This window comes from Pseudochrobactrum sp. XF203, assembly GCF_020341615.1.
GTDB lineage: Bacteria > Pseudomonadota > Alphaproteobacteria > Rhizobiales > Rhizobiaceae > Pseudochrobactrum > Pseudochrobactrum saccharolyticum.
Window position 1 is genome coordinate 438,754 of sequence record NZ_CP084393.1, and the last position, 24,937, is coordinate 463,690.

At 51.1% G+C, this 24,937-nt stretch carries 21 protein-coding genes; 4 read left to right on the forward strand and 17 right to left on the reverse strand.

Features of this window, described 5'->3' with window-relative positions:
- Window positions 1–16: 16 nt before the first annotated feature.
- The 11 genes from LDL70_RS17895 to ahpC form a co-directional block, all read right to left on the reverse strand.
- The gene (locus LDL70_RS17895; RefSeq protein ID WP_225688846.1) at window positions 17–1,726 is read right to left on the reverse strand and encodes an iron ABC transporter permease; all 1,710 of its coding nucleotides are present in this window, start codon (window positions 1,724–1,726) and stop codon (window positions 17–19) included.
- Between the two features lie 165 nt (window positions 1,727–1,891).
- Window positions 1,892–3,211 carry an ABC transporter substrate-binding protein gene (locus LDL70_RS17900; protein ID WP_225688848.1) on the reverse strand — a complete coding sequence of 440 codons (1,320 nt, stop codon included), beginning with the start codon at window positions 3,209–3,211 and terminating at the stop codon, window positions 1,892–1,894.
- Between the two features lie 156 nt (window positions 3,212–3,367).
- Complete coding sequence (locus tag LDL70_RS17905) at window positions 3,368–4,705, reverse strand: sigma-54 dependent transcriptional regulator (protein WP_225688850.1); 1,338 nt, start codon at window positions 4,703–4,705, stop codon at window positions 3,368–3,370.
- Window positions 4,702–6,597, reverse strand: a complete 1,896-nt coding sequence (locus LDL70_RS17910) for an ATP-binding protein (RefSeq protein WP_225688852.1) — start codon at window positions 6,595–6,597, stop codon at window positions 4,702–4,704. The genes LDL70_RS17905 and LDL70_RS17910 overlap by 4 nt, the downstream gene beginning before the upstream one ends.
- Before the next feature lie 16 nt (window positions 6,598–6,613).
- Window positions 6,614–7,960 carry an ABC transporter substrate-binding protein gene (locus LDL70_RS17915; RefSeq protein WP_225688854.1) on the reverse strand — a complete coding sequence of 449 codons (1,347 nt, stop codon included), beginning with the start codon at window positions 7,958–7,960 and terminating at the stop codon, window positions 6,614–6,616.
- Window positions 7,961–8,109: 149 nt separating this feature from the next.
- Window positions 8,110–9,099, reverse strand: coding sequence for an ArsA family ATPase (locus LDL70_RS17920; protein WP_225688856.1), 990 nt, complete (start codon window positions 9,097–9,099; stop codon window positions 8,110–8,112).
- Window positions 9,090–9,374: a cory-CC-star protein gene (locus tag LDL70_RS17925; RefSeq protein WP_022709548.1), complete on the reverse strand. Its 285-nt coding sequence runs from the start codon at window positions 9,372–9,374 to the stop codon at window positions 9,090–9,092. The genes LDL70_RS17920 and LDL70_RS17925 overlap by 10 nt, the downstream gene beginning before the upstream one ends.
- A 4-nt stretch (window positions 9,375–9,378) precedes the next feature.
- Entirely contained in the window at window positions 9,379–11,058 is a 1,680-nt protein-coding gene (locus tag LDL70_RS17930; protein ID WP_075656713.1) for a carbon starvation protein A, read from the reverse strand.
- 511 nt (window positions 11,059–11,569) lie between these two features.
- Window positions 11,570–12,475, reverse strand: a complete 906-nt coding sequence (locus LDL70_RS17935) for a LysR substrate-binding domain-containing protein (protein ID WP_225688858.1) — start codon at window positions 12,473–12,475, stop codon at window positions 11,570–11,572.
- 13 nt (window positions 12,476–12,488) lie between these two features.
- Window positions 12,489–14,057: an alkyl hydroperoxide reductase subunit F gene (gene ahpF, locus LDL70_RS17940; RefSeq protein ID WP_225688860.1), complete on the reverse strand. Its 1,569-nt coding sequence runs from the start codon at window positions 14,055–14,057 to the stop codon at window positions 12,489–12,491.
- Between the two features lie 79 nt (window positions 14,058–14,136).
- Window positions 14,137–14,700: an alkyl hydroperoxide reductase subunit C gene (gene ahpC, locus LDL70_RS17945; RefSeq protein ID WP_022709552.1), complete on the reverse strand. Its 564-nt coding sequence runs from the start codon at window positions 14,698–14,700 to the stop codon at window positions 14,137–14,139.
- Window positions 14,701–15,195: 495 nt separating this feature from the next.
- Here ahpC and LDL70_RS17950 point away from each other — a divergent pair, with 495 nt between their 5' ends.
- The 3 genes from LDL70_RS17950 to LDL70_RS17960 all read left to right on the forward strand — a co-directional run bounded on the left by LDL70_RS17950 (window position 15,196) and on the right by LDL70_RS17960 (window position 18,357).
- Entirely contained in the window at window positions 15,196–16,173 is a 978-nt protein-coding gene (locus tag LDL70_RS17950) for a 3'-5' exonuclease (RefSeq protein WP_225688862.1), read from the forward strand.
- A 222-nt stretch (window positions 16,174–16,395) separates the two neighbouring features.
- Window positions 16,396–17,472: an acyltransferase gene (locus LDL70_RS17955; protein ID WP_225688864.1), complete on the forward strand. Its 1,077-nt coding sequence runs from the start codon at window positions 16,396–16,398 to the stop codon at window positions 17,470–17,472.
- Between the two features lie 195 nt (window positions 17,473–17,667).
- A complete protein-coding gene (locus LDL70_RS17960; protein ID WP_225688866.1) occupies window positions 17,668–18,357 on the forward strand; it encodes a DUF899 domain-containing protein in 690 nt (229 codons plus the stop codon).
- Between the two features lie 94 nt (window positions 18,358–18,451).
- Here LDL70_RS17960 and LDL70_RS17965 read toward each other — a convergent pair whose 3' ends face one another.
- The 6 genes from LDL70_RS17965 to LDL70_RS17990 all read right to left on the reverse strand — a co-directional run bounded on the left by LDL70_RS17965 (window position 18,452) and on the right by LDL70_RS17990 (window position 24,156).
- Complete coding sequence (locus tag LDL70_RS17965) at window positions 18,452–19,135, reverse strand: ABC transporter ATP-binding protein (protein WP_370637854.1); 684 nt, start codon at window positions 19,133–19,135, stop codon at window positions 18,452–18,454.
- Window positions 19,135–19,884 carry an ABC transporter ATP-binding protein gene (locus LDL70_RS17970; RefSeq protein ID WP_022709557.1) on the reverse strand — a complete coding sequence of 250 codons (750 nt, stop codon included), beginning with the start codon at window positions 19,882–19,884 and terminating at the stop codon, window positions 19,135–19,137. Before LDL70_RS17970 ends, LDL70_RS17965 begins: the two co-directional genes overlap by 1 nt.
- Entirely contained in the window at window positions 19,877–20,857 is a 981-nt protein-coding gene (locus LDL70_RS17975; RefSeq protein WP_225688868.1) for a branched-chain amino acid ABC transporter permease, read from the reverse strand. Before LDL70_RS17975 ends, LDL70_RS17970 begins: the two co-directional genes overlap by 8 nt.
- A 72-nt stretch (window positions 20,858–20,929) precedes the next feature.
- A complete protein-coding gene (locus LDL70_RS17980; RefSeq protein WP_121993208.1) occupies window positions 20,930–21,850 on the reverse strand; it encodes a branched-chain amino acid ABC transporter permease in 921 nt (306 codons plus the stop codon).
- Window positions 21,851–22,007: 157 nt separating this feature from the next.
- Window positions 22,008–23,156 (reverse strand): ABC transporter substrate-binding protein, encoded by a 1,149-nt coding sequence (locus LDL70_RS17985; RefSeq protein WP_022709560.1) that lies wholly within the window; start codon window positions 23,154–23,156, stop codon window positions 22,008–22,010.
- 121 nt (window positions 23,157–23,277) lie between these two features.
- A complete protein-coding gene (locus LDL70_RS17990) occupies window positions 23,278–24,156 on the reverse strand; it encodes an alpha/beta hydrolase (RefSeq protein WP_225688878.1) in 879 nt (292 codons plus the stop codon).
- Between the two features lie 165 nt (window positions 24,157–24,321).
- On the opposite strand from LDL70_RS17990, the gene LDL70_RS17995 reads away from it, so the two are divergent.
- Window positions 24,322–24,825, forward strand: a complete 504-nt coding sequence (locus tag LDL70_RS17995; RefSeq protein ID WP_225688880.1) for a MarR family winged helix-turn-helix transcriptional regulator — start codon at window positions 24,322–24,324, stop codon at window positions 24,823–24,825.
- The last annotated feature ends 112 nt before the right edge of the window (window positions 24,826–24,937 follow it).

The following is a 24,937-nucleotide window of genomic DNA, read 5'->3' on the forward strand; positions in this document are numbered from 1 at the left end:
TTTTTTCTCCCCAATCTTACTTGGCCGCCCCAAGCGTCTTTTGCCGGCGTTCAATAACGTAATGTGATAAAAACGTGCAAAGCCCGACCAGTATCACTGCGATAACCCCGAGTGCAGCACCTGGCCCGCGTCCGGCAGGTGATTGCATGAAGACATAAAGCCCATAGGCAATCGGCGCGTCAGAATTGCTTTGGATGAGCATCAGCGTTGCGGAAAGCTCGACCGCCGCCGTTGCAAAACTGGTGACAAATCCGGCAAGCAGACCGCCTGTCATCAATGGCAATACAATACGGCGGATTGTTCTCTGCTTTGTTGCCCCAAGATTTTCCGCGGCCTCTTCAAGCGAGATAGACACCTGCTGAAGTGCGGCATAGCAAGCCCGCAGTGCATAAGGCAGGCGACGGATAGCAAGTGCCAGCACCAGCATAACCCAAAGCGTTGCTAGCGGTGTGCCGTCCGGCAGCGGAATGTTGTAGAAGGTGCGCAGGTAACCAATCCCGAGCACAACACCGGGAATGGCAAGTGCCGAGGTTGCTGCCCAATCCAGCCAGCGACGCCCGATCAGTTTTGTACGCAACACGAGATAGGCAATGGCACTGCCCACGATGACATCAATCAAACCGGCAAGGCTGACATAAATCAGCGTGTTTTTAATATAGAGCGAGCTTTCACCGAACACGCGGGTGTAATGCGCCACTGTATAACCGTCTGGCAGCGGGCTGTAAGACCAGACCGTAGCAAAAGACAGTAACAGCAAGCCAATATGCGGTGAGAGAACCAGCAGCAGGATGAAACCGACCGTGGCATAAGCCACAAGGTTTTCGCGTCTGGTGAGTTTGCGCTTTGTCAGCCCGCCACCGCCGCGTTGTACCGTGGAATAATCTTTGCCGCGCATGGCGACTGCGGACAGCCACATGGCAAAAATAGACACAACAATCAGAATAACCGCGATCACATAACCCATCGGATCGGTCAGACCGACCGAAGTCACGCGCAGATAAGCCTGCGGCGCCAGCATATCCTTGACATTGAGAAGCAACGGTGTCGCCAGATCATCAAAAACTTTGACGAAAACAAGCGAGGCACCGGCAAGATAACCCGGCATTGCCAGCGGAAAAACAATACGCCGGAACAGGCGGAAACCCGACGAGCCAAGATTTTGCGCGGCTTCTTCCATCGAACGGTCGATATTACGCAGGCTCGCGGAAAGATTGATGAGAATGAATGGGAAATAATGCAGCGACTGCACAAAAATAACGCCGTTCAGCCCCTCCATGAAGGGAATACGGAAACCGAACCAGTCATTCAGCAGGAGATTGACCGTACCATTGCGGCCAAACAACAGCTGCATCGCCACCGCGCCGACAAAGGGCGGCATGATGAGCGGAATAAAGCCGAGTGTCTGGATAATCATGGACCCGCGAAAATCAAAGCGGGTGGTCAGAACGGCCAGCGGCAATGCAATGACCGTCGCCCAGACGACCGACATGCCTGCAACATAGGCCGAATTGAAGAATGAGCGACGGAACAGCTCGGTGTTAAAAAAATCAATAAAATTGATGGCTGTAAGTGCGCCGGTGCCCTTTTCCGTAAACGCCGTATAGATAACCGTTCCGGTGGGAATGAGCAGGAAAACGGCAAGAAACAGGGCAATAATCAGCGCTGTTACGATCTGGCCGGGGCTGGCCGAGATGCGTTTTCTTGGAATGGATAATGTGAAAGCCATTGCGGCAGTCTCCGGTATGAAGTCGGCTGTTCCGGCAAGCCACAGGGCGCCAGAGCAAACGAAAGCGGATAATCGGATGGAGCCGCCTGCTTTCGCAGGCGGTCTGTCATGCGCCGGAGCATCACACGGTCAAACCGGATAGCCTGACCGTGAGAAGCTCAGACTTTAGTTGACAAGCGCAAGTGCCTCTTCAGCCTTTGCTTTTGCGGCTGAATATTTTTCCTTGGCAAAAGCAGCCCATTGCTGTTCAAGCTCGGCCTGACGGGCTGTCTTTTCTTTGCCACCGGAAAAAGCATCGCGAAGCTGCTGGCTCACGGCCTCATCAGCACTGACCGGCATAGCGGCAACCAGTGCACGGGCTTCATTCACGAGCGCGCGTGCCGGTGCCTGTTCATTGGCAGCAAGCGCTTTTTCTGCTGCGTGAATGGCGCGAGTAGCCGCTTTCAGATTATCAAGCTGAAACGAAATCAGCTGATCATATAATGCATCAACGGCATCGGTGCGGTTCTTGGAAGTTTCAGAGTCAAAGACAAGCATGGTCTGAAAACGGGCATCCTTGAACGGATTTGGGAATCCTTCCGGTGCATTCGCATAACTGGCCGGATTGATCGGAAGACGGCGGATTGCCGGTTCAAGCAAGACGGCCTGCCCTTTTTCTGAAAGCAAGTAATTAACAAAGGCTTCCGCGCCCGCCTGATTAGGTGCATTGGCTACAACACCAATATTGGCAGGTACAACAGTTGTTACTGAAGGATAAGAGAAGCTGACCGGAAAACCGCTTGCCTGTGCCGAGAAAGCAAAGAAGTCAATGACAATGCCAATCCCTGTCTGGCCGGAATTCACCGCATCAGGAACGCCGTAAGAGCGTTCTGTCACCTGCTGAAGATTGCCGCCAATATTCTTGAGTGTTGCCCAGCCCTGATCCCAGCCCTCACCCTGCAAAATAGTTTCAATGGTCAGATGAGTGGTACCGGAACGTGACGGAGCCGCAATAGCGACATGATCATAATATTCCGGCTTGGCCAGATCAGACCATTCGACAGGTTTTGTCAGATTATTTGCTTCCAGATAGCGGTCATTGGACATAATGCCATAACCGGATGCCGCAAAACCGAAATAATAAGAATCCGGATCATTCACCGGATAGGATCCGACCTTATCCGGCAGGCCTGTCACAGACGGGGTAAATTTGCTCAGCAGATTACGGCCTTTGAGCACTTCAAAAGCATCCGGTGCGGAAGCCCAGAACAGATCAACCTGATTGTTGGATTTTGTTTCATCAACATATTTCACGCCGGAACTGGTGCTCTTGTTTTGAACATCAAGCGTGAAGCCCGGATTATTGGCTTCAAAACCGGCCTTAAACGGATCTGTCACGTCTTTTGAGAATGACGTAACGACAGTTACTTTTCCGCCATTTTGCGCAGAAGCAGTGATAATCATAGCCGCTGACATCAGCATGGTGGTTGCAATCGATTTCAACATAGAACTCTCCTCCCTAGAGTATCGCCTGAGATCAGACGATACCTTTAAAGAAGCAAGTACCATGCCAAATTCAAAAACGCCGGAAATGCGGGCTTTCACAAACACAAATGGGTCATAAAGGTAACATGACCTGCCTGCGAGCGGGTCATAAGGGTATCATTCCTCATCTTCATTTTGTGCGGCGATGTCGAATTTGCGCATTTTCAGATAAAGTGTTTTGCGGGAAATTCCCAAGGCGGTCGCCGAAGCACCAATGCGCCCGTCATGATTGGACAAGGTATCCAGCAGGATAGCGCGCTCCAGCCGGTCCATCTGTGCTTCCAGCGTTTGCGTTTTGTCTAAAGACAGGTCGGCCAGCGCATTATTCTCCAGCCCCAGCACATAGCGTTCCGCCACATTGCGCAATTCGCGAACATTGCCGGGCCAGCTTCGGCTATCAAGATCGGCAATAAATGTTGCATCCACACGCGGAGCTGCACGTCCCTGCCTTTTGGCGGCAAGATCAAGAAACAGCTTGAACAGTAATCCGACATCGCCTTTGCGGGCTGACAACGGCGGAATTTCAACGCGGGCTATATCAAGCCGGTACGCAAGATCTTCACGAAAACTACCCTGTACGACCAGCTTGTGCAAATCTGTTTTACTGGCCGCAATCACCTGAATATCCACCTTGAGTTCGGTGTTTGAGCCAAGGCGCTCTATTTTGCGCTCCTGCAAAACCCGCAAAAGCCGCACCTGCGCACTCAGCGGCATGGATTCTATTTCATCAAGGAACAGCGTTCCATTATTGGCATATTCTATTTTACCGATGCGCTTTTCCCGCGCACCGGTAAAGGCGCCGGCTTCATGGCCAAAAAGTTCAGATTCCAGCATTGTTTCAGGGATTGCACCGCAATTCACGGCCACGAAACGCCCTTTTCGGTTGCTGAAATCATGCAATGCGCGGGCAGTGACTTCCTTGCCGGTGCCGGTTTTGCCGATGAGCAAAATATCTGTAGCAACACCGCAAATACGTTTCAAACGCTCGCGCAATTGTACAATCGGTGCTGAATGGCCGATCAGACGGGCCTCCCAACCGTCAGCCGCTACGGCCTGCCGTAACCGGCGATTTTCAAGCAGAAGCTGACGGTGATTGCGTGCACGGCGGATGGTTTCAATCAGGATCAGCGGATCGGCCGGTTTTTCCAGAAAGTCCCACGCGCCGTCACGCATAGCGCGAAGCGCCATTGGAATATCGCCATGACCGGACATCAGCACGATCGGTATTTCCGCATCAATGGACTGCACAGCTTTAAGAAGATCAAACCCGTCATGTTCCGGCATGCGCACATCAGAAACGACAATCGCACCGCTATCAACGCGCATATCACGCAGCGCAGATGCAACCGAGCTATGCGCCGCAACCCTATAATCTTCAAGCTCCAGCACTTCACGGCATGCCTCAAGCACGCTGGCATCATCGTCAATAAGAATAACATCCGGTTGCAAGGTCATTCCGGCCCTTTCAGCAAAACTATAAACCGCGTTCCATGCGGTCCTGTATCCAGCACCGCAATGCTGGCACCGAAGTCTTTGACAATATTATAAGAAATCGAAAGGCCAAGCCCTAATCCCGATCCGACCGGTTTGGTCGTGAAAAACGGATCAAACACTGCTTTCAGATGATCGCTCTCAATCCCAGTTCCGGTATCTGCAATAATCAGACTTGCACCATTTTCAGTCGCCTCAACAGTAACGGAGACCTGCCGGACAGGCTGATCTTTGACCGCATCCAGAGCATTGGCAATGAGATTGACAATCACCTGTTCCAGACGCACCGGTTCAGCCATAACAAGCGGACAGTCCGATACCGGCAGTTCGAGTTTCAGGCGCACATCATCATCTTCAAAACGGTGCTCCAGAAGACTGAGCGCTTCACGCACACTCTTGCACAGATCAACGGCTTGTTGCTTCACATCCGGTCGCCGTGCAAAACGCCGGATATGACTGATCTGATCGGCCATTCGTGTGGTCAGTTGACGGATCTTGTCAAAATTGACCAGAGCCTGCTCGCCTTTACCACGCGTAATCAAGGTGGAGCCGCTGTGTATATGCGCACGAATTGCTGCAAGCGGCTGATTGAGCTCATGCCCGATACCCGCCGCCATTTGCCCGAGCGCCGCAAGTTTTGCCGACTGAATAAGCTCGTCGCGCGTCTGGCGGAAGAGTAATAATGCCCCCGCCAGATCAGCAAGCTCGTCCGTGCCTTTTGCCGGTATCTCTATCTCCGGTCGCCCCGCACTGATTGCACTGGCTGCCGTTGCCAGTTGCCGGATGCGGAACAGCAGGTTTTTATGAACATAAAGCACGCCAATGGCAGTGGCCAAAACCACAGAAAGCAGAGCAATGACTGCCAGCAATTTTCTGCCGGTGCTAATCGCTGATGCTGCGCGTTCGGCCGCTGCTGCCGCACTTGCTTCGATTGCCACAACCTCCGTCTCAATATTACGGCCAAGATCACTGACGAGCTGGCCGTTCATAACAGCCAGTTCCCCGAGGCGCACAGTTTCGCGCATTTGCGAGCGCTTGCGGTTTGGCGTGCCGGTTGCCTGATCAGATTTTTGCAAAATGCGTTTGGCCAGCTGGCGCACAGTTATACTGTCCGGCCAGCTATTGAGTGTTCCAAGATGGTTTGCCAGCTCATCAGCACTATCACCGAGAAAGGCATTCGCCTCCTGAATTTCTTCCGATGTTGAAGCATTGGCAAGACGGGCGATCAGACCTGTTGAAAGACTCGCCTGTGCAACAAGTGTCAGCAATGCCTCACTCTTGCGCTGCTCACTGAGCGCCGCCGCATTACGGCCGTTGCGCATTTCGGTTTCAATATTAAAGCGGGTATCATCAACCAAGGGTGCGGCTTCATCGATCAGATCAGCCTGCACCCAGCGCAGTTCATCAATATCTGCATGTATTGCTTCCAGTAAGGTGAAGCGCTTGCCCGATGTCAGATCAATCTGCTGCAAATTGCGTTCAATAGCGCGCGCCAGCGGCAAGATCGTATTCACCGTCGCGCTGAGATCGCTTTTTTCCAGCAAGGTTTCCAATGCCGTAAGCCGTGCGGCATAAATACGCCGCATTGCAGTATATTCGCTGCGGCTTTCAGCCCCTGCCAATGCGGCTGTCAGTGAACCTATATCGGCACCGGCTTTTGACAGGCGGGACGCAAAAGCCAGTCGCGGCATTTGCTGTTCAGCAATATGTGACAATTCACCGGACAGCCGGTAATAGGATAGCCAGCCGACAATACAGGCACCGACTGCCAGACCGACAATCACCACAAATGCAGCGCCGAGCCGCGCACCGATACCAATGCGCCATTGGGTTATTGGCGTAGCAATTCTTCTCATAAATCCTGCCATCAAATTACCGGTACCATCTCTTGTCATTGGTGACAGGAGACACTGATGAAAGCAGGGTCTCAATCATTGCCAGATTGTGTTCAACGATGCGGCGGATTTCACCGGAGAATTGCTCCTGCTCCGCTGTGCGTGCCACACTTCGCGGCCATTCTGTTTTCAGATCTTCACTCAAAATATTGGCTTCATGTGCCGACAAGGGCGGTGTGCTGAGCAACTGCCGTGCGCGCACCAGAGTGCTCAGAGTTTCTGTATTTTCAAATTTAGCCGCTTCCAGCTCATTCACTTTCCGCCAAAGCCGGCCAAGTGTTGCTCTGCGGCGGATAATGAAATTATCAAAGATGAGATTGACCAAACCATATCTCTCAGCAGACAAATGCGGGTCAAATTCTGCCGTATTCATCAGACCGCGTCTGTCCGGCGCCGGTAACAGGTCTTTATTCAGCTTACTCAGCACAGGAATGCGGTTAATGCCGGGATAGCGCAAGATTTTCTGCCCTTGTTCTGAAAGCAGAAAATCCACAAAACGTTCAGCATTGGTGATGTTTTTAGCACCCCGCAAAATAGCAATATTGGCTGGCGTATAAATCGCATCGGGCGGCATGATGAAAACATTATCCGTATGCGCATCGTCGAGAGGCTGCGCCAGAAAATCAATCGTAATGCCGATGCCGAAACGCTTCTGCGCTACACCGGACGCAACACCAAAACTGCGTGCTGTTACTGTTGACAAGTTGCCGCCAAGTTTGGAGAGCATCGCCCAACCTTTATCCCAGCCATAGGTTTGCAGAAAAACTTCCACAATCAGATGCGTGGTGCCGGAGCGCGAAGGCGAAGTAATGCCGATATGTCCCGAATAGACCGGCTTTAACAAATCATCCCAATTACGCGGGATCGGCAGGTTGTGTTGCAGCAGATAGGACGGGCTGTACACAATGCCGTAACCCGACAGAGCAAAGCCTAGATAATATCCTTCAGGATCATTCACCGGATAGCCAAGAACATATTGCGGTGCTCCGGTCGGCCTGCTTCGGATCGGGCGTAACGCATTTTTACGCTTTAATAATTCAAAAGCATCTGCGGCGGACGCCCAGAAAACATCCGGCGTGATATCCGGTTTCTCCATGATGAAACGGTTCGCACTCGCCGTATTTCTTTGGGCGATAGACACACGGACTTCAGGATATTGCTTTTCAAATGCGAGGCGAAACGGCTCAAAAAACGATGGCGGATATGACGTGATAATCGATAATTCGCCCTGCTCTGAAGAACGCACAGGAACAACAGACAGCACCATTGAAAAGGCGAAAAACACCAACATATTGAGAATGTTAACGGTGCTTATTTTGACCATGTCTTCCCGTTCATACGAAACGCTCCTCCCCAGGCGCAGTCGAAGAAGTTACTATCATGGCATCAAGGATAAGTCATGTATAGGGCTGGCCTGCCTCCTGGCCTGAAATCTGACATCTGAGTTTGAGCATATCCTGTCATTTTTAAAAATCAGCCGAGATAGGCGGAGGAAAAATGCACAAGCTCCTGACCGCCGATGATCTCATTGGCAGACAGAGGAATTTGCTTAATCTCCGGCACTTTAGGCTGCAGCGCTTTGATTAATTTCGCCAGATGCTCATCTTCATTCTTTGCACGCTGATCGAGCAATGCACTTTCGCCCCGCGGTGAACGACGGTTCACAATAAGACCGCCGACAGATACCTGTAAATCATGCAAACGCTGACAAAGCTCTATTGTTTCGAGAACCGGCAACCGCTCAGCGGTCAGAACAATCATGAAGGCCGTTGTTTCACTATCTGTCAGGATTTCACGCAACTTACGAAAACGATCCTGCCGTCGCATCAAAACCGCCCGCATTTCATGATCGCGGGTTGGTTCATCCTCAAAAAGGTTACTGGCAACATCATTATCGGCATCAACGGCTTTAAACTGGCCAAGCGCACGAGTGAAATTGCCCGAGCGTTCGCGGTTTTTGAGCAGCCCGTCCGTCCATGCCGCCATCAGCTCCGGCAATTCGAGAAGTCTGGTCGTATGTCCGGTTGGCGCGGTGTCAAAAATAACTGTGTCATAATGAGCAAGCCCTGTTTCCAAAGTCACGGCAATCCGCTCCAGCAATGCCGCCTCAACCATGCCTGGTGCTTCACGCGCCTGCTCCAGATGCCGTTTGACTTCCTTATGCAACCTTTCCGGCATCAGTTTTCGCAGTGAATTTTCGACTGTTTTAAGATGCTCATCGACAGTGCTGCCTGGATCAAGTTCAATACCATCCAGACCGGCCATCAGCGAAACCGGCTTGGCACCAATCTCACGTTCCCACAAATGACCGAGATTATGTGCAGGATCGGTCGAAACCACCAATATGCGGCGTCCTTGCTGAGCAAGTCCTGCGGCTGTTGCACTGGCCAGCGTCGTCTTCCCGACCCCGCCCTTGCCCCCGAAGAACAGAACCCTGCGATTTTTCAAAATATTCAGCAGCATCGGAAACCATCAAGCGGTGAGTGTTCCATACCCATTCTGACGTGCCAGTCGTGAAAACGGTCATAGAGCTCGGGCATCAGTTCCAGAGTGTAATAGGTAGCGGGATTAGGGATACCCAGACTTTCCGAAAAAACGAGCATCATGAAAAGATCGTCCTCCTCACGTCTGGCTTTTGCAAAAGTGCGTCTGTAGGGCGCGGCATAGAACTCCCCCAGACCTTGAGAGACGGCGCTGAACAGCGCCGCCAGTTTTTCTTTATTCAACCGTCTGGACATCAGGTCAATCCGCCAGTCCGGCAGCCGCTTGCGCGCTATATTCCCTGCGCATTGTCCGGATTGCTTCCAGTGCAACAAAGAGCGCTGCACCAAGCACAACCAGTCCCAGCCCGAACAGCAACCATTGTTTATTCGCAAAGAATGTTCCGAGCTGTATGAAAAGCGCAAGGATCGCCATGACCAGCACAAAGGCCAGCGGGATCAGAACCGGCAGAACCGGACGCTTCATACGCAGCAACATCACTGCAACAATCGCAAGTGTCAGTCCGGCGAGCAACTGGTTTGTGGTTCCAAACAGCGGCCAGATCAGCATACCGCCGCTGCCGCCTGTACCTGCACCGAAAGCAAGAGCAAGACAGCTTGCAAGCGCGACCAGAGTCGCAACTGTACCGCCCTGCAATGGTTTGATATTGGTGATTTCGCCAACTTCCTGAATAACATAGCGCTGCAGACGCAAACCTGTATCCATCGTTGTTCCGGCGAACAATGCGGCCATAACGGTCAGGATGGTTGCGGCAATACCGACACCAAGCCCCGTGCCTGCTGACAAGATATTTGCACCACCTTCAACAAAGGCTTTCACACCACCGGCAGAGAACTGCGTATATACGCCCTGCCAGGCTTCATAAGATGCAAAACCAGCCGTACAGGCGATAATCGCAGCGAGCGCAAGCATGCCCTCACCGACAGCGCCGAAATAACCGACGAAACGGGCATCAGTTTCCTTGTCGAGCTGTTTGGACGATGTGCCCGACGAGACAAGCCCATGGAAACCGGAAATGGCACCGCAGGCGATGGTCACGAACAACAGTGGCACAATGCTCGGCGTGCCTGCCGGAACATCCGGATTGAATGCCGGTACCACGATCTGCGGCTGCGCAATCAGAGTTGCACCATAGAGCAGCAACAACCCGACAAAGAGCTGAAGTCCGTTAATATAATCGCGCGGCTGAAGAAGAACCCAGACCGGCAATTGCGATGCAATACCTGCATAGATGAAGAGATAGAGAATCCACTGCACCATCGGGCTCATGCCAAGAAAGGATTCCGGCAAAGTAATCGGATAAGCCTGTCCGACAAAGATCAGAGCGTAAAGTACGATCACGCCAATCACGGACGGCCACAGCAGCCCGACGCCATGACGATAAATCAACTGACCGATAACGATTGCCACAGCAATTGCGCCCCAGATCGGGATCACCGATGTCGGGAAATTAATCAGCAGGCCTGCAATGACCACTGCGAAAACGGCGTTGACCATCAACAGCAGCAGGAAAATAACAGTCATGAAAATGGAGCGGGCACGGGTGCCAAGAACATTCTCCGTGAGTGCACCGATTGAACGGCCGCGGTTGCGGACACTTGCCCATAGCGCACCGAAATCATGAACACCTGCAAAGAAAACAGTACCGAGTACAACCCAGATAAAGGCCGGTGCCCAACCCCAGATCACCGCAATGGCAGGACCAACGATAGGTGCCGCGCCGGCGACAGAAGTAAAGTGATGCCCCCACAGCACAAACTTGTTGGTTGGCACATAATCTACGCCATCTTTCATGGCATGAGCGGGTGTTTTATATTCCGGATCAAGTGCATAGATGCGTTCAGCAATGTATTTCGAATAAACGAAATAGCCCCCTGCAAATGCGGCAAGGCCGACAAGTATAAGTATCATCGCGCTCAAACCATTTCCTCCCATAGCAAGCCGATTTATATTGAATTATGATGCTGTTTTTCTGTTGCACTCCAAGTTGCAGTCAAACTAAAGTCTAATAAAGTATATTGTCGTTTATTATAAAAATACTCAGCAAAATGTATGCGTTTTCTGTCATAGATAAATTTCATGATGCGATACGGCAACAAGATATACAGATTGCGAATGTCAAATTATTAATGAAATATTTTCCATGTGCAAGCGCCATTCTGTGCATCTCAACGCATTGGAGATTAGAGCTTAGCCAAACCTGCACAAGCAGCTATTAAGGTTTACGGGCAAGTACAGCGCATTTTTATGTAACGCATTGTTATTATTGTTAATGCTTTGCGAGCAATAACATTGTGTCGAGACCTGTCTGAACCAGCTTTATGGACACACACAGAACTTCATCGCACGCGCGATGTTCTCAGTTTTTCACACAAGCGCATATTCACTGACGCGAAATGATTCTGCTGAAGCGCAATATGTTCAGCGCATCTCAGCCCTGTTGCGGCATAAGTTCTGCTACAACACCGGCGATGATGGATGAGAGTTTTTCCATGAGTTCACCGGAATTACTTGATCTGCGCCAGTAAAGACCAATATTTCTCTGAAACCCATCGGCCTCAAGCGGTAAAAAAGCGATGTGATTTTGCGCATTGGCTCCGATACAAGCCAGTTGCGGCAATAAAGTAAGCCCCATACCCGCCACAACCATCTGCCGTAAAGTCTCGAGGCTGGTACCGCGAAAACCGTCATATTCATGTGCACCATAGCGCCGGCACAATGTAAGCGCCTGATCGCGCAGACAATGCCCCTCTTCGAGCAGCATCAGACGCTGACCGGAGAGTGCATCCGCCGATAAGCGGTCTTGCCCCGCCAGAACATGTCCGGAAGGCACGGCCAGATGGAAAGGCTCACAGAATAGTTTTTGTCCGGTGACCTGCGGATCTTCAACCGGCAATGCCAGCAATGCGGCATCAATCTGCCCGTCAATCAGTCGCTGCAATAAGATGGTGCTTTTTTCTTCCGTCAGTAAAATTTCCATGGACGGAAAATGACGCATAAATTGCGGCACAATATGCGGCAAAAGATAGGGACCGAGTGTCGGGAATACACCCAGATGCAAGCGCCGTGTACCATCGGCACAATGTCCGGCAGCTTCATCGCGCAATTGCGTCACTTCATGAAGAATTATGCGTGCGCGTCTGACCGCCGCTTCACCAGCCTGTGTCAGAATAAGTCCGCGTGATGAGCGCTCAAATAATGTGACGCTCAGCTCTTCTTCCAGCTTGCGGATCTGCGCAGAAAGGGTCGGCTGGCTGGCATTGCAGACTTCAGCTGCACGATGAAAGTTGCGCTGTTCAGCCAGCGCAACCAGATATTCGAGCTCGCGGAGGTTCATGCGAAACCACGCATTAAGCTGCCTGCTCCTCAGCGGGTAGACGGATCAGATAGTCAAAAGCTGCAAGCGATGCCCGTGCTCCTTCGCCCATTGCAATCACAATCTGCTTATAAGGTGCAGTTGTACAATCACCTGCCGCAAACACACCCGGAACCGAGGTTGCACCGTATAGATCCGTGGTGATTTCACCGCGGGCATTCAGCGACACTGTATCCTTCAGCCATTCAGTATTCGGCACAAGGCCGATCTGCACAAAAATGCCTTCCAGTGTGAGCGAACGGGTTTCACCGCTGATCCGGTCTTCATAGGTAAGACCGGTGACACGCTTGCCGTCGCCGGTCACTTCTGTGGTTTTGGCCGAGGTGAGAACAGTCACATTCGGCAGGCTTTTCAGTTTGCGCTGCAACACCTCATCAGCGCGAAGTGCCTTGTCAAACTCGATAAGCGTTACGTGACTGACCAGACCAGCCAAATCAATTGCGGCTTCCACACCGGAGTTCCCGCCGCCGATCACGGCGATACGCTTGCCTTTGAACAGCGGGCCATCGCAATGCGGGCAGAAAGCAACGCCCTTATTGATATATTGCTGCTCACCCGGCACGCCCATTTTGCGCCAGCGTGCACCGGTCGACAATACAACAGAAGTACTGGTAAGGGATGCGCCCGAAGCCAGCGTCACCTTGAAGCCTTCAGAAATCCGCTCCAGTTTAACGGCCTGCTGACCATTGATGATCTCGGCATCATAATCACGCACATGCGCTTCCAGAGCGCGGGCAAGTTTTGGCCCTTCTGTATGCGTCACCGAAATGAAATTCTCAATCGACATTGTATCCAGCACCTGACCGCCAAAACGGTCAGCAACAACACCGGTACGGATGCCTTTGCGCGCGGCATAAACCGCCGCCGCTGCACCGGCAGGACCACCGCCAACAACCAGTACATCAAAAGGTGCCTGTGCGTTAATCGCCTCGGCAGCACGTTCACCTGCGCCGGTGTCGATCTTCGCCAGAATTTCCTCTGCGCCCATACGGCCGGAACCGAAAGCCTCGCCGTTCAGGAAGATGGACGGGACGGACATAACCTGACGCTCGGCAACTTCATCCTGAAACAGCGCACCGTCGATAGCGATATGTTCAATACAAGGATTAAGTACAGCCATCAGATTCAGCGCCTGCACAACATCAGGGCAGTTCTGGCAGGAAAGTGAGTAATATGTTTCGAAACGGAAATTACCCTTGATGCCACGAATTTGGTCGATGAGCGCCTGCTCAACCTTTGGCGGGTAACCACCGGCCTGCAAAAGAGCCAGCACCAGAGAGGTAAATTCATGACCAAGCGGAAGACCGGCAAAAACCAGATGAATATCTTCACCCGGTGAGGTCAGTGCGAAGGACGGCACACGCGCACCGGCCACATCGCCATGCTTAATCGTAATCTTGTCCGACTGTTCGCGGATTTGTTCAAGAAGTTGCAGCAGTTCGCGCGATTTAGCATCATCTCCGGCATAGGCGATGATTTCAACCGGCCGCACCAGACGTTCCAGATAGCCCTTCAGCTGGGTTTTCAAGTTCGTATCGAGCATACTGTGTTCCTCTTGCTAAAATGTCACGAATAATCGGGCAGCTACGGAAACAGCCACCCGTTTTATTATTTACGGCGCGTCAGATTTTGCCGACGAGATCGAGCGAAGGAGCAAGGGTCGCTTCGCCTTCCTGCCATTTTGCAGGGCAAACTTCACCCGGATGCGAACGCACATACTGGGCAGCTTTGATCTTGCGTACGAGATCAGAAGCATCACGGCCAATGCCTTCAGCAGTGATTTCCATGGCCTGAATGATACCGTCCGGATCGACGATGAAAGTTGCACGGTCTGCAAGACCCTGACCTTCGCGCATAACGCCGAAATTATTGGTTACAACACCACTCGGATCGCCGAGCATGGTGTAGTTGATCTTGCCGATTGTGTCGGATGAATCGTGCCAGGCTTTGTGTGTGAAATGCGTATCGGTAGAAACCGAATAAACCTCAACACCCATTTTCTGCAGTTCTTCGTAATGATCTGCAAGGTCACCCAATTCGGTCGGGCATACGAAGGTAAAGTCAGCAGGATAGAAGAAAAATACGGCCCATTTGCCCAATACATCTTCTTCAGTCACGGAGATGAATTTACCCTGACGGTAAGCCTGCGCGATAAAAGGTTTGATTTGTGTGTTTACGGTTGCCATTGTGCACTCCTGTCAGAATGTTGTCTTGGCTCCGTATAGAGGCTAAGGCGCAATTTATAAAGTCAATTAATCATATAAAATTGATAGGTTTTAACTATCGCCACATAAAATTTCTATAAATATAATTAAAACAATAAGTTAGATAGAAATTTTGCCGGCTTTCCAATGCCTGTCATTTTTGCATAGCAGCTATGCAATATCGTCAACGCACTGCATTCTGTGGAAATCTCTGCTCTCACAGCAGTGAACTGAGCTATGCATTACGCCTTGTCACTGTCCGGCTTCTTTTAAAAAAACACCGCCATCCCTGTCTGGCAAATGGACTTTGACTTTGTTTGCCAAGATTAATTAGAATATGCGCATTCTAGAGCGCCGCGTGCCAGACTTGGCACACAAAAGACGCTCTAACACTTTAAAATTAGAGCATAATTTTACCTTAAACTGATCCAGGTTTAAGGAATTATGCTCTAAAGTCTCAGTAGTAAGATTTGCGGTATGAATTCAAAGCCAGTCCAGTTTGATATGTTTGACACGAAAACCAGCCATCCGGTTGACGTGACGCCTGTTGCCAACACCCGCAAATCTGTGCCGGATAATGAAGAGGCTTTAGCGCAACAACTGGAAGAAACAGGACGGTTCCGCATTCTGCGCAAGCTGACACCACGCCCGATTGTCAGGCGGGAGGACAGTCCGTTTGAGCGGCTTGCTGTTCTTATTGATACGGAAACAACCGGACTGAGCCATGTGACCGACCAGATCATCGAGGTTGGTGCCGTTGCCTTTACCTATAATGATGAAGGTGCTTTTGGTGATGTGGTTGGCGTCTTCAGCGGAATGCAGCAGCCAACAATTCCAATTCCGGCGGAGATTACACGGCTGACCGGTATTACTGATGCAATGGTGCAGGGTCAGACACTTGACCTCCGGTCGCTGGAAGCGATGATCGAACCTGCCGATCTCATCATTGCTCATAATGCCGGATTTGACAGACCGTTCTGTGAGAAATTGTCCCCATTATTCGCGTCCAAAGCATGGGCATGTTCCGTTGCGGAAGTGCAGTGGTCAGGGTTTGGTTTTGAAGGCAGCAAACTGGGCTATCTGGTTGGCCAGAGCGGGCTATTTCATAACGGGCATCGCGCGACAGATGATTGCCACGCATTACTGGAAGTATTGATCCGGCCCGCAGGGGCGGACGCAACTGTTCCTTTCACTGAGCTGCTAAAATCCAGCCGCAAAGCCCGTGTCAGAATTTACGCGGAAAACAGCCCCTTTGACATGAAAGATCATCTGAAAAAACGGGGCTACCGGTGGTCAGACGGTAATGACGGTCGCCCCAAAGCGTGGTGGGTTGAAGTTGACGAAGACAACTATGCCGACGAGTTGCACTATCTTCAAACGGAAATCTATCGCTGGAAAGATGCTGAACCGCTATCCATCAGGCTGACAGCACAGGATCGCTTTAAAAGCCGTTAGTCGCTCTCTTGCCTGTTATTGCGTTCGAGATTTTACTAAATGAACGAATAATTAATACATTCTAATATTAATTAACTGCTTAAATTTACATGGCGAACAAGTATTCACATAAAATTCAGGAGATAAACATTTCATACGAGCTTTGCAAAACTTTTCATAATCCTGTTTTTACTATAAAAGATATCTCAGAACGTAAAAATTTTTCCGTTTTGAGGATTCTCTATGAGTACGCAGCTTCAGCTAAAATCTTTGCAGCAAGGTCGTGGTTTGGCTGCGATGGCTGTTGTTGCTTTCCATCTGTCTCTGCTGCTCGGTAGTTCCCGCTACCTTAATGATGCGGTTTTTTTAAATTTTACGCATCGCGGAAATTTAGGCGTAGATTTCTTCTTCGTGCTTTCGGGCTTTATTATTGTTTTTGCACATCACAAAGACATTAATCAGCCGGAGCGTGCCCCGGAATATCTGCTGAAACGCTTCACACGACTTTTTCCCGTCTATTGGCTGTATACAGCGATTTTCTGCGGTTTGGTGGCGCTGGGATTTGGCAGCGCAAGCATTGTGCCGGAAAGTTTCAGCAATTGGATATCGACAATATTTTTAATTCGCCTCGATAGTTTCGAACTACCGATCACACCCGCATGGACGCTCATTCACGAACTTGCATTTTACCTGATTTTTGCAACACTTATTCTGAACAGAACATTCGGTATAATTATCTTGGCTGCATGGCTGATGACCGGTGGCATAGTGTTTCAATATGCCGAAGAAGGCTCAAGATCGGCTTTAACCACTTATTTTTCCCCGCTAAACTTTAATTTCCTGATCGGCATGGCAGCTTTTTATGCCTTTCATCGTTTCACGAATATCAATCTGAAACCGGCTTTTCTGACCGGTCTTGCCTTGTTTATTCTCGTCTATATTCTGGAAAGCCGCGGTATCAGCTATCAGTATCTCCAGATCATTTATGCTGTCAGCTTCGGTCTGCTCATTTTAGGTGCAATGTCCTATGAGAGAAGCGGGTTCGGGACTGCGAGATTTAAAATTCTTAGCCTCATCGGTGATGCTTCCTACACGATTTACCTGACGCATCTGGCATTTCTCGGCCTGATCGCTAAAGTGATGATTAAAATATCTGCATATATCCCATTGAGCCCGTATTTGATTTACCTCGCGGTCTTCAGCGCAACGATTATTGTCGGATGTCTGCTATATTGGTTCGTAGAGCGGCCACTCTTGCGCTATTGCAGAACATTAATGAACTCCAGAAAACAGAACAGCGTGCTCAATAAGGCTGTTTAACAGCCGGAATATTGAGTCGAATTCTCCGGTGCCAACACCATCTTTGTTAAGAAAGTGGTGAAGCATCCGCATTTCCGGTACAACAGACGTCCTGATCTCTGATGCAGATGCTTGTAAGACAGAGCCGTCAGCCCTGTCTTACAAGCATCAGAGAATGATTTTAAGCGATACCATCAACAATAGGAGCTTATTGCAATGCTGCCTGAAATTGTTTCGATGAATGAATGGCAAACCGCACTCGAAGAGCAAATCGATAGGGAAAAAGCCTTTACCCGCGCGCGCGACCAGCTGAATGCACAACGCCGACGTCTGCCGATGGTTAAAATCGACAAGCCATATTCCTTTACCGGTCCATCAGGAGAAGTCAGTCTGGCAGATCTCTTCGAGGGGCGTCGGCAGCTGATTGTCTATCACTTTATGTTTGCACCCGAATGGCGGGCGGGTTGCGACAGCTGCTCATGGGTTGTGGATGCAATGACCCATCCCGCACATCTTAATGCACGGGATACATCGCTCGTACTCATCTCACGCGCACCGCTGGAAAAATTGCAAAACTATCAGGAGCGCATGGGCTGGCAGTATCCGAACTGGTACTCCTCACAGCATAACGATTTTAATCAGGATATGGGCGCTACAAGGAGTGATCCGGCCACGCCGGACATCATGCAGGAAATACATGGTGTCAGTGTTTTCCTGCGCGATGGCGAGAATATCTACCGCACCTATTTTAACGGCGCACGCGGGGTCGAGTATCTCGGCAGTCTTTGGACCTATCTGGATCTGACCTCTTATGGTCGTCAGGAATTTTGGGAAGATTCACCCGCCGGATGGCCGCAGACGGAGCCATATGTCTGGAACCGGCGTCACGATGAATATGATCGCTAAACTGCTTTAAACTGCATTTTCACCGGCTGGCAGGCTTTACCTGTCTCTCCCTGAACGAATATGTTCGGGGAGAGCCCCGTTCTTGCACTACAAATTACACACCGAGATACCGGTCCTGAATATCGGCCGTCATTTCACCGGATGTGCCTTGCCAGACCGTGCGTCCACGCTCCAGCACAACACAACGATCCGCCACCGGCAGTAATTCCGACAGCGTTTTGTCAACAACCAGAATGGATTGACCACGCCGTTTCAGTTCGCGCACGGCTTTCCAGATTTCCAGCCGGATCACCGGCGCGAGCCCCTCGGTCGCCTCATCCAGCACGATCAATTCCGGATTGGTCATCAGCGCCCGGCCAACCGCCAGCATCTGTTGTTCACCACCCGACAAAGTATTCGCCTGTTGCTGGCTGCGTTCTTTCAGTCGGGGAAACAGCTCATTCACCGCCTCAAGCGTCCATTCCCCTTTGCGGGCAGAAGCCAGCAGATTTTCCGTAACCGTCAGATTTGGAAAACAACGCCGTCCTTCCGGCACCAGCCCCAGCCCCAGCCGCGCAATACGATAGGGCTGCATCGCGGAAATATTGCGCCCCATGAAACTGACTTTACCCTGACGCAGGGGTGTCAGCCCGAAAACCGAACGGATAGTGGTGGTTTTACCCATGCCGTTACGCCCCATAAGCGCGACGACCTCACCTTTTTCCACATGCAGATCAATGCCGAAAAGTGCCTGTGAAGCGCCGTAAAATGTCTCTACCTGATTGAGTTCCAGCAACATCAAACCGCCTCCCCGAGATAGGCTTCACGTACCAATGCATTGCTACGGATTTCAGCCACGGTGCCAGTCGCGACTACACGGCCATAAACCAGAACGGAAATCCGGTCGGCCAAAGCAAAAACCGCATCCATATCATGCTCAACCAGCAGCACCGGCACTTCATGGCGCAACTTGTCCAGAAATGCCGTCAACTGCTTTGAGCCTTCAGGCCCCATTCCGGCCATCGGTTCATCCAGCAACAGCGCTTTGGAGCGCAGAGCCAATGCAATTGCAATTTCAAGCTGGCGGCGTTCACCATGAGAAAGTTCGGCGCTGGACACCAGCATCCGCGATCCGAGATGAACACGATCCAGAATGGCAGCAGCCTCATCTTTTAAAGCAGCATCCTGCATCACCGGTTTCCAGAAACGGAAACTGGAACCCTGACATGCCTGCAAAGCCAGCATGACATTTCGCAAGGCGGAAAATTCCGGCATCAGCGAGGACACCTGAAATGTCCGCCCCAGCCCCAGCTGCGCACGCTGTGTCACGCCGAGCGAGCCTATGTCCTGCCCGTCAAAACGGATTGTGCCACTGTCATGCTTAATCGTACCGGCGATCTGCCCGATCAGAGTGGATTTTCCGGCTCCGTTCGGCCCGATCAGCGCATGGATTTCTCCTTTGCGTAAGTCCAGACTGACATCATCGGTGGCTTTCAGCCCGCCAAAGCTTTTACGCAGGTTTTTAATGTCGAGAACAGTCTCAGCCATAACGGATTTTCCCTGCAACAAGCCCAATAATCCCGCCACGTGCAAACATCACAACGCCGAGCAAAATCAGCCCGAAGAAGAGCTGCCAGTGTTCAACCATGCCACCAAGTGCGAATTCAAACAGCACATAGAGCACCGCACCGATCAGAGGCCCAAACAAACGCCCCGTGCCGCCAAGAATAATCAGCACGATCAGTTCGCCCGACATATGCCATGACAGCATGGACGGACTGACAAAACGATTGAGATCGACAAATAAAGCACCGGCAAGTGCCGTAATCATCGCGGACAATACGAAGGCGACCAATCTGATACGCAAGGGGCCAATGCCAACGGAAGCCAGCCGCAATTCATTCTGCCGTGCACCTTCCAATGCCGCACCAAAACGGGAATTGCGGATGCGTGAGAACAGAAACAGCGCCACCATCAAAACGCCGTAAGCGATCAGGAAAAAGCTCAGCGGTTTGAGCGTATTCACGCTGGGGAAATTATTACGCAATGCGAGGGACAAACCGTCCTCACCGCCATAGGCCGGCCATGAAATCGCGAAGTAATAAATCATCTGCGCAAAAGCCAGTGTAATCATAATGAAATACACGCCCGATGTGCGCAGGCTGATAATTCCGATTGGCAGCGCAACAAGACCGGCAACCAGCATAGCAACAGGCCAGATAATCAGCATCTGGTCACTGCCTGAAATCGCAACCGGCCAGCTCATCAGCGCCGACCCGTCGGCAGCATGGCTGGCCAGAATACCGGTAATATAACCGCCGATGCCAAAAAATGCCGCATGGCCGAAAGACACCATGCCACCAAGACCCAGCACCAGATTAAGCCCTGTGGCTGCCAGTGCCAGAATGGCAATGCGTGTCACCAGTGAGATATAAAATATCTCGCCCATCTGATTGGCAATCAATGCGATGATCGGCAGTGCCAGCGCAAAAACCAGACTTATCATTGTTTCGCGTGTCATCGTGCCAGCTCCTGATATGTCACATTCTCTGGCCTTAAAACCATTGCGCAGCATGAAGAAAACATTGTGAAATTATCCATTGGCTGCAAACAATCCCTGTGGGCGCACCGTGAGAATGATCGCCATAACAATATAAATCAGCATGGATGCCAGCGCGGTTCCCGCTGTCGCTGCCTGCGACGGTTCCATAAAGACTGCGAACAGTTTGGGCAGCAAAAAGCGTCCCATCGTATCCACCACGCCGACCAGAACTGCTCCGGCCAGCGCACCTTTAACCGAGCCGATACCGCCGATCACAATCACCACAAAAGCGAGGATCAATACCGGCTCACCCATGCCGACCTGTACGGATTGCAGCGCCCCGACCAGTGCACCGGCAAGGCCTGCAAGTGCCGCACCTAAGGCAAAAACAATCGTGTTGAGTTTTGCAATATCAACGCCCAATGCGCCGATCATTTCACGGTCTGCCTCACCGGCGCGGATGCGCATGCCAAGACGGGTTTTTGCAATGAGAAAATACAACCCGACTGCAACAACAATACCGGCACCGATAATCGCCAACCGGTATAGCTGATATTGTGAGCCGCCGGGCAGCGTAACAGAACCCTGTAAAAGCGGCGGAATATCCAGATAAAGCGGAAATGAACCAAATATCCATCGCGTCGCATCGGAAAAAATCAGGATCAGAGCAAAGGTGGCCAGAACCTGATCGAGGTGGCTGCGATTATATAATCTGCGGATCAGTACCATTTCCATGATTGCACCGGCAGCAGCCGCGGCAATCAGGCTGGCAATGAGCCCGAGCCAGAAAGAGCCGGTTGCCGCAGCCACAACGGCACAGGCAAATGCGCCGACCATAAATAATGATCCATGCGCCAGATTGATAACCCCCATAACCCCGAAAATCAGGGTCAGGCCGGCGGCCATCAAAAACAGCATAACGCCGAATTGTAACCCGTTGAGTAACTGCTCAATTAAAAGTGCAGAAGACAAAACCGCGTCCGATCTGTTGATTGGTTCTCATAAAAATATCTTTGAAAAAAGTCACCTATGCCGCCCGAAGACCTGTTATGGCAACAGTCCGGCCGGTACTGAAGACAGCCTGAGCGAAAAGCAGCGACAGTTCACACTGTCGCTGCATCCGGTTGCATCAGAGCTTGCAGTCTTTTGCATAGTTGTCCTGATGATCGGTGAAGCTTGTTGCTACGATCTTATTGGTCAGGACGCCGTCTTCTTTGATCACTTCGCGCATATAAATATCCTGAATAGGATGGTTATTATTGCCGAACTTGAACTTGCCGCGAACAGATTTGAAATCCGCCGCTTTCATGGCTGCGCGGAAAGCGTCCTTGTCATTCACACTTGCTTTGGCGGCAGCGGACAGGATCAGGTTGGCTGCATCATAGCCCTGCGTTGCATAGAGCGAAGGCAGGCGGCCATATTCTTTTTTGAATGCCTCGACATAGGCTTTATTGGCTTCATTATCGAGATCTTTTGACCAGTGGGAAGAGTTCTTCACACCCACAGCCGCATCACCGATTGCGCCGAGCACATCCTGATCGAAGGAGAAGCCAGGGCCGGTTACCGGAATGGTCATGCCCGACTGTGAATATTGCTTCATGAACGCAATGCCCATGCCGCCCGGCAGGAAGAAATATACGGAATCGGCGCCGGAAGCACGGATCTGAGCAATCTCGGCGGCATAATCGGTCTGGCCGACTTTGGTGTAAATTTCACCAGCCAGTTTGCCTTTATAAAAACGCTTGTAACCGGTCAGAGCATCGGTGCCTGCCGGATAGTTCGGTGCCAGAATAAAGCTGTTTTTATAGCCTGCAGTATTGGCATAGTTGCCGACAGCTTCATGCAGATTATCGTTCTGATAGGCAGCATTAAAGTAATTGGCATTGCATTTGGCACCGGCCAGCGCAGACGGGCCCGCATTGGTGGAAACGTAGATTTTATCCTGCGCCACAACGCTTGGCACTACGGCCATTGCAAGATTGGACCAGACAATACCGGTCAGAATATCGACCTTATCGCTCTGCACCATTTTATCAGCGATCTGCACAGCCAGTTCCGGCTTTTGCGCATCATCTTCAACGATAACGCTGACATCTTTATTGCCGGATTGTTTGACCGCCAGCAGAAAACCGTCACGGATATCAATGCCGAGTCCGGCACCGCCGCCGGAAAGCGTTGTGATCATGCCGATTTTCAGAGGTTCAGCCATTGCAGAACCGGAAAATGCCAGCCCCAGACCAAGACAGGCCGTTGATAAGCCAAGAGTAATTCGTTTCATCAGTGTTCCCTCGCGATTATTGTTATTATGCAGTTCAATAATAAAATGCCATTACTTACAAGCCCGCTTTTGCTTCTCCCTCCGCTTTTGCTATTTCCGAAGCAAAATTAAGCCTGTATCCTTATAAACAGAGTAATCTGCGCGTCAGCACATGGTCTGCATCTGCCAGACCGTCAATGATATTCATATGATGTTTGTGTGGTTCCGCCACTTCATCAATTGAGAGATCAAAACCGCTCCACAAATTAGCCAATGCCTGATTTTGCCGGACAAATTCCGGCAATTCCGCCGCGCCGACCCATGCTGTCACATCAATACCGTTCAGAGGTTCAAGCAAAGCCGGACTTTCCTTGCGCGCCTGTTCCAAATCGAGCCTGAAATCATCATTCATTTTCAGATTCAGCAAAGGTCGCAAATCACTTAGCGCCGAGATCGGCACGATTTTGCGTAAACGCTGTTGCAGGCTACGGCTCAGAGGCGTTGTGGTTGTTCCCATCCGCGCAACCAGATGCCCGCCCGCTGAGTGCCCTGTCAGATGTAACGGGCCTGCAACCATTGATGCAGCCTGCACAATCGCCATACCAATTTCAGCAGTAATTTCACCGATCTTCGCTTGCGGGCAAAGTGTATAAGACGGGATCGCAACGGCAAAACCATGCGCAACGGCACCGGCAGCAAGATAAGTGAAATAGGATTTGTCAAAGCGCACCCAATAACCGCCATGCACGAACACAACCAGTCCGCGCGGCTGCCCTTGCGGCATCACAATATCCAGAAGATTGCGCTCTTCCGACCCATAGCGCACATCAGCGATCAACCGGTTTTGTGCCTGCATCTGCTCACGAAAACTTTGTGATCTTTGCTGCCATTGCGGAGGAAATTGCGCAGAATTCGGGACATGCAGCACATTCGAATAGGCCAGATCCCAGTCTTTATTGGCTGGACTATCCGGTTCAGCGGGCGCGGTTTTTAAAACCGGTTCTGCCGCTCTGATCTGCATTCCCCGTTCCTCCGTCATGACTGCCTCTCAAATATCTCCATAAATAAAAAATAATTTCAAGCATGAAATTTCATACTTGAAATTATTTTTGTAAGTGACACCATAAAAGAAATCAGCCGCCCTGCGAATGCAGAAAATCTTTGCAGGCGGCAACGGAGTGAGACCATGAAAAGTGCCGAAAATCAGCAGCAAACAGTGGCAGGCGGACGGGGTTCCGATAAGCAGAGCCTGCGCAACTGGCTGAAACTTCTCAAATCGACAAAGCATGTTGAAGCAGTGATCCGCGAAAAGCTGCGTCAGGAATTCGATACGACCCTGCCCCGTTTCGACGTGATGGCAGCGCTGTACCGGTTTGAAAGCGGCCTCAAAATGACTGAATTATCTGCGGCCTTGCGGGTTTCCAACGGCAATGTCACCGGCATTGTTGAACGGCTGGTCAGCGACGGTTCCGTTTTGCGGGTTCCGGTTGCGGGCGACAAACGTGCCATGCTGGTGCGCCTCACCCAAAAGGGACGCGAAGAGTTTGAAGCCATGGCCGCAGCCCATGAACAGTGGATCAGCGAGATTTTCAGCGTGCTGTCACCGGCACAATCGGCAGAACTGGTCACGGTTATCGATACAATCGAACATGCGCTGGCCTTGCAGGACGAGCACGACCATCTGGCTTAACCGGCATCATACCATTCGAAAAATCAGGATATCCGTTACGAAAAACACACATCATCTGCCGCCATTTTTTAAAAAATAACGACGCGGGCAAAAGCTCGCAGGGGAACAAAAA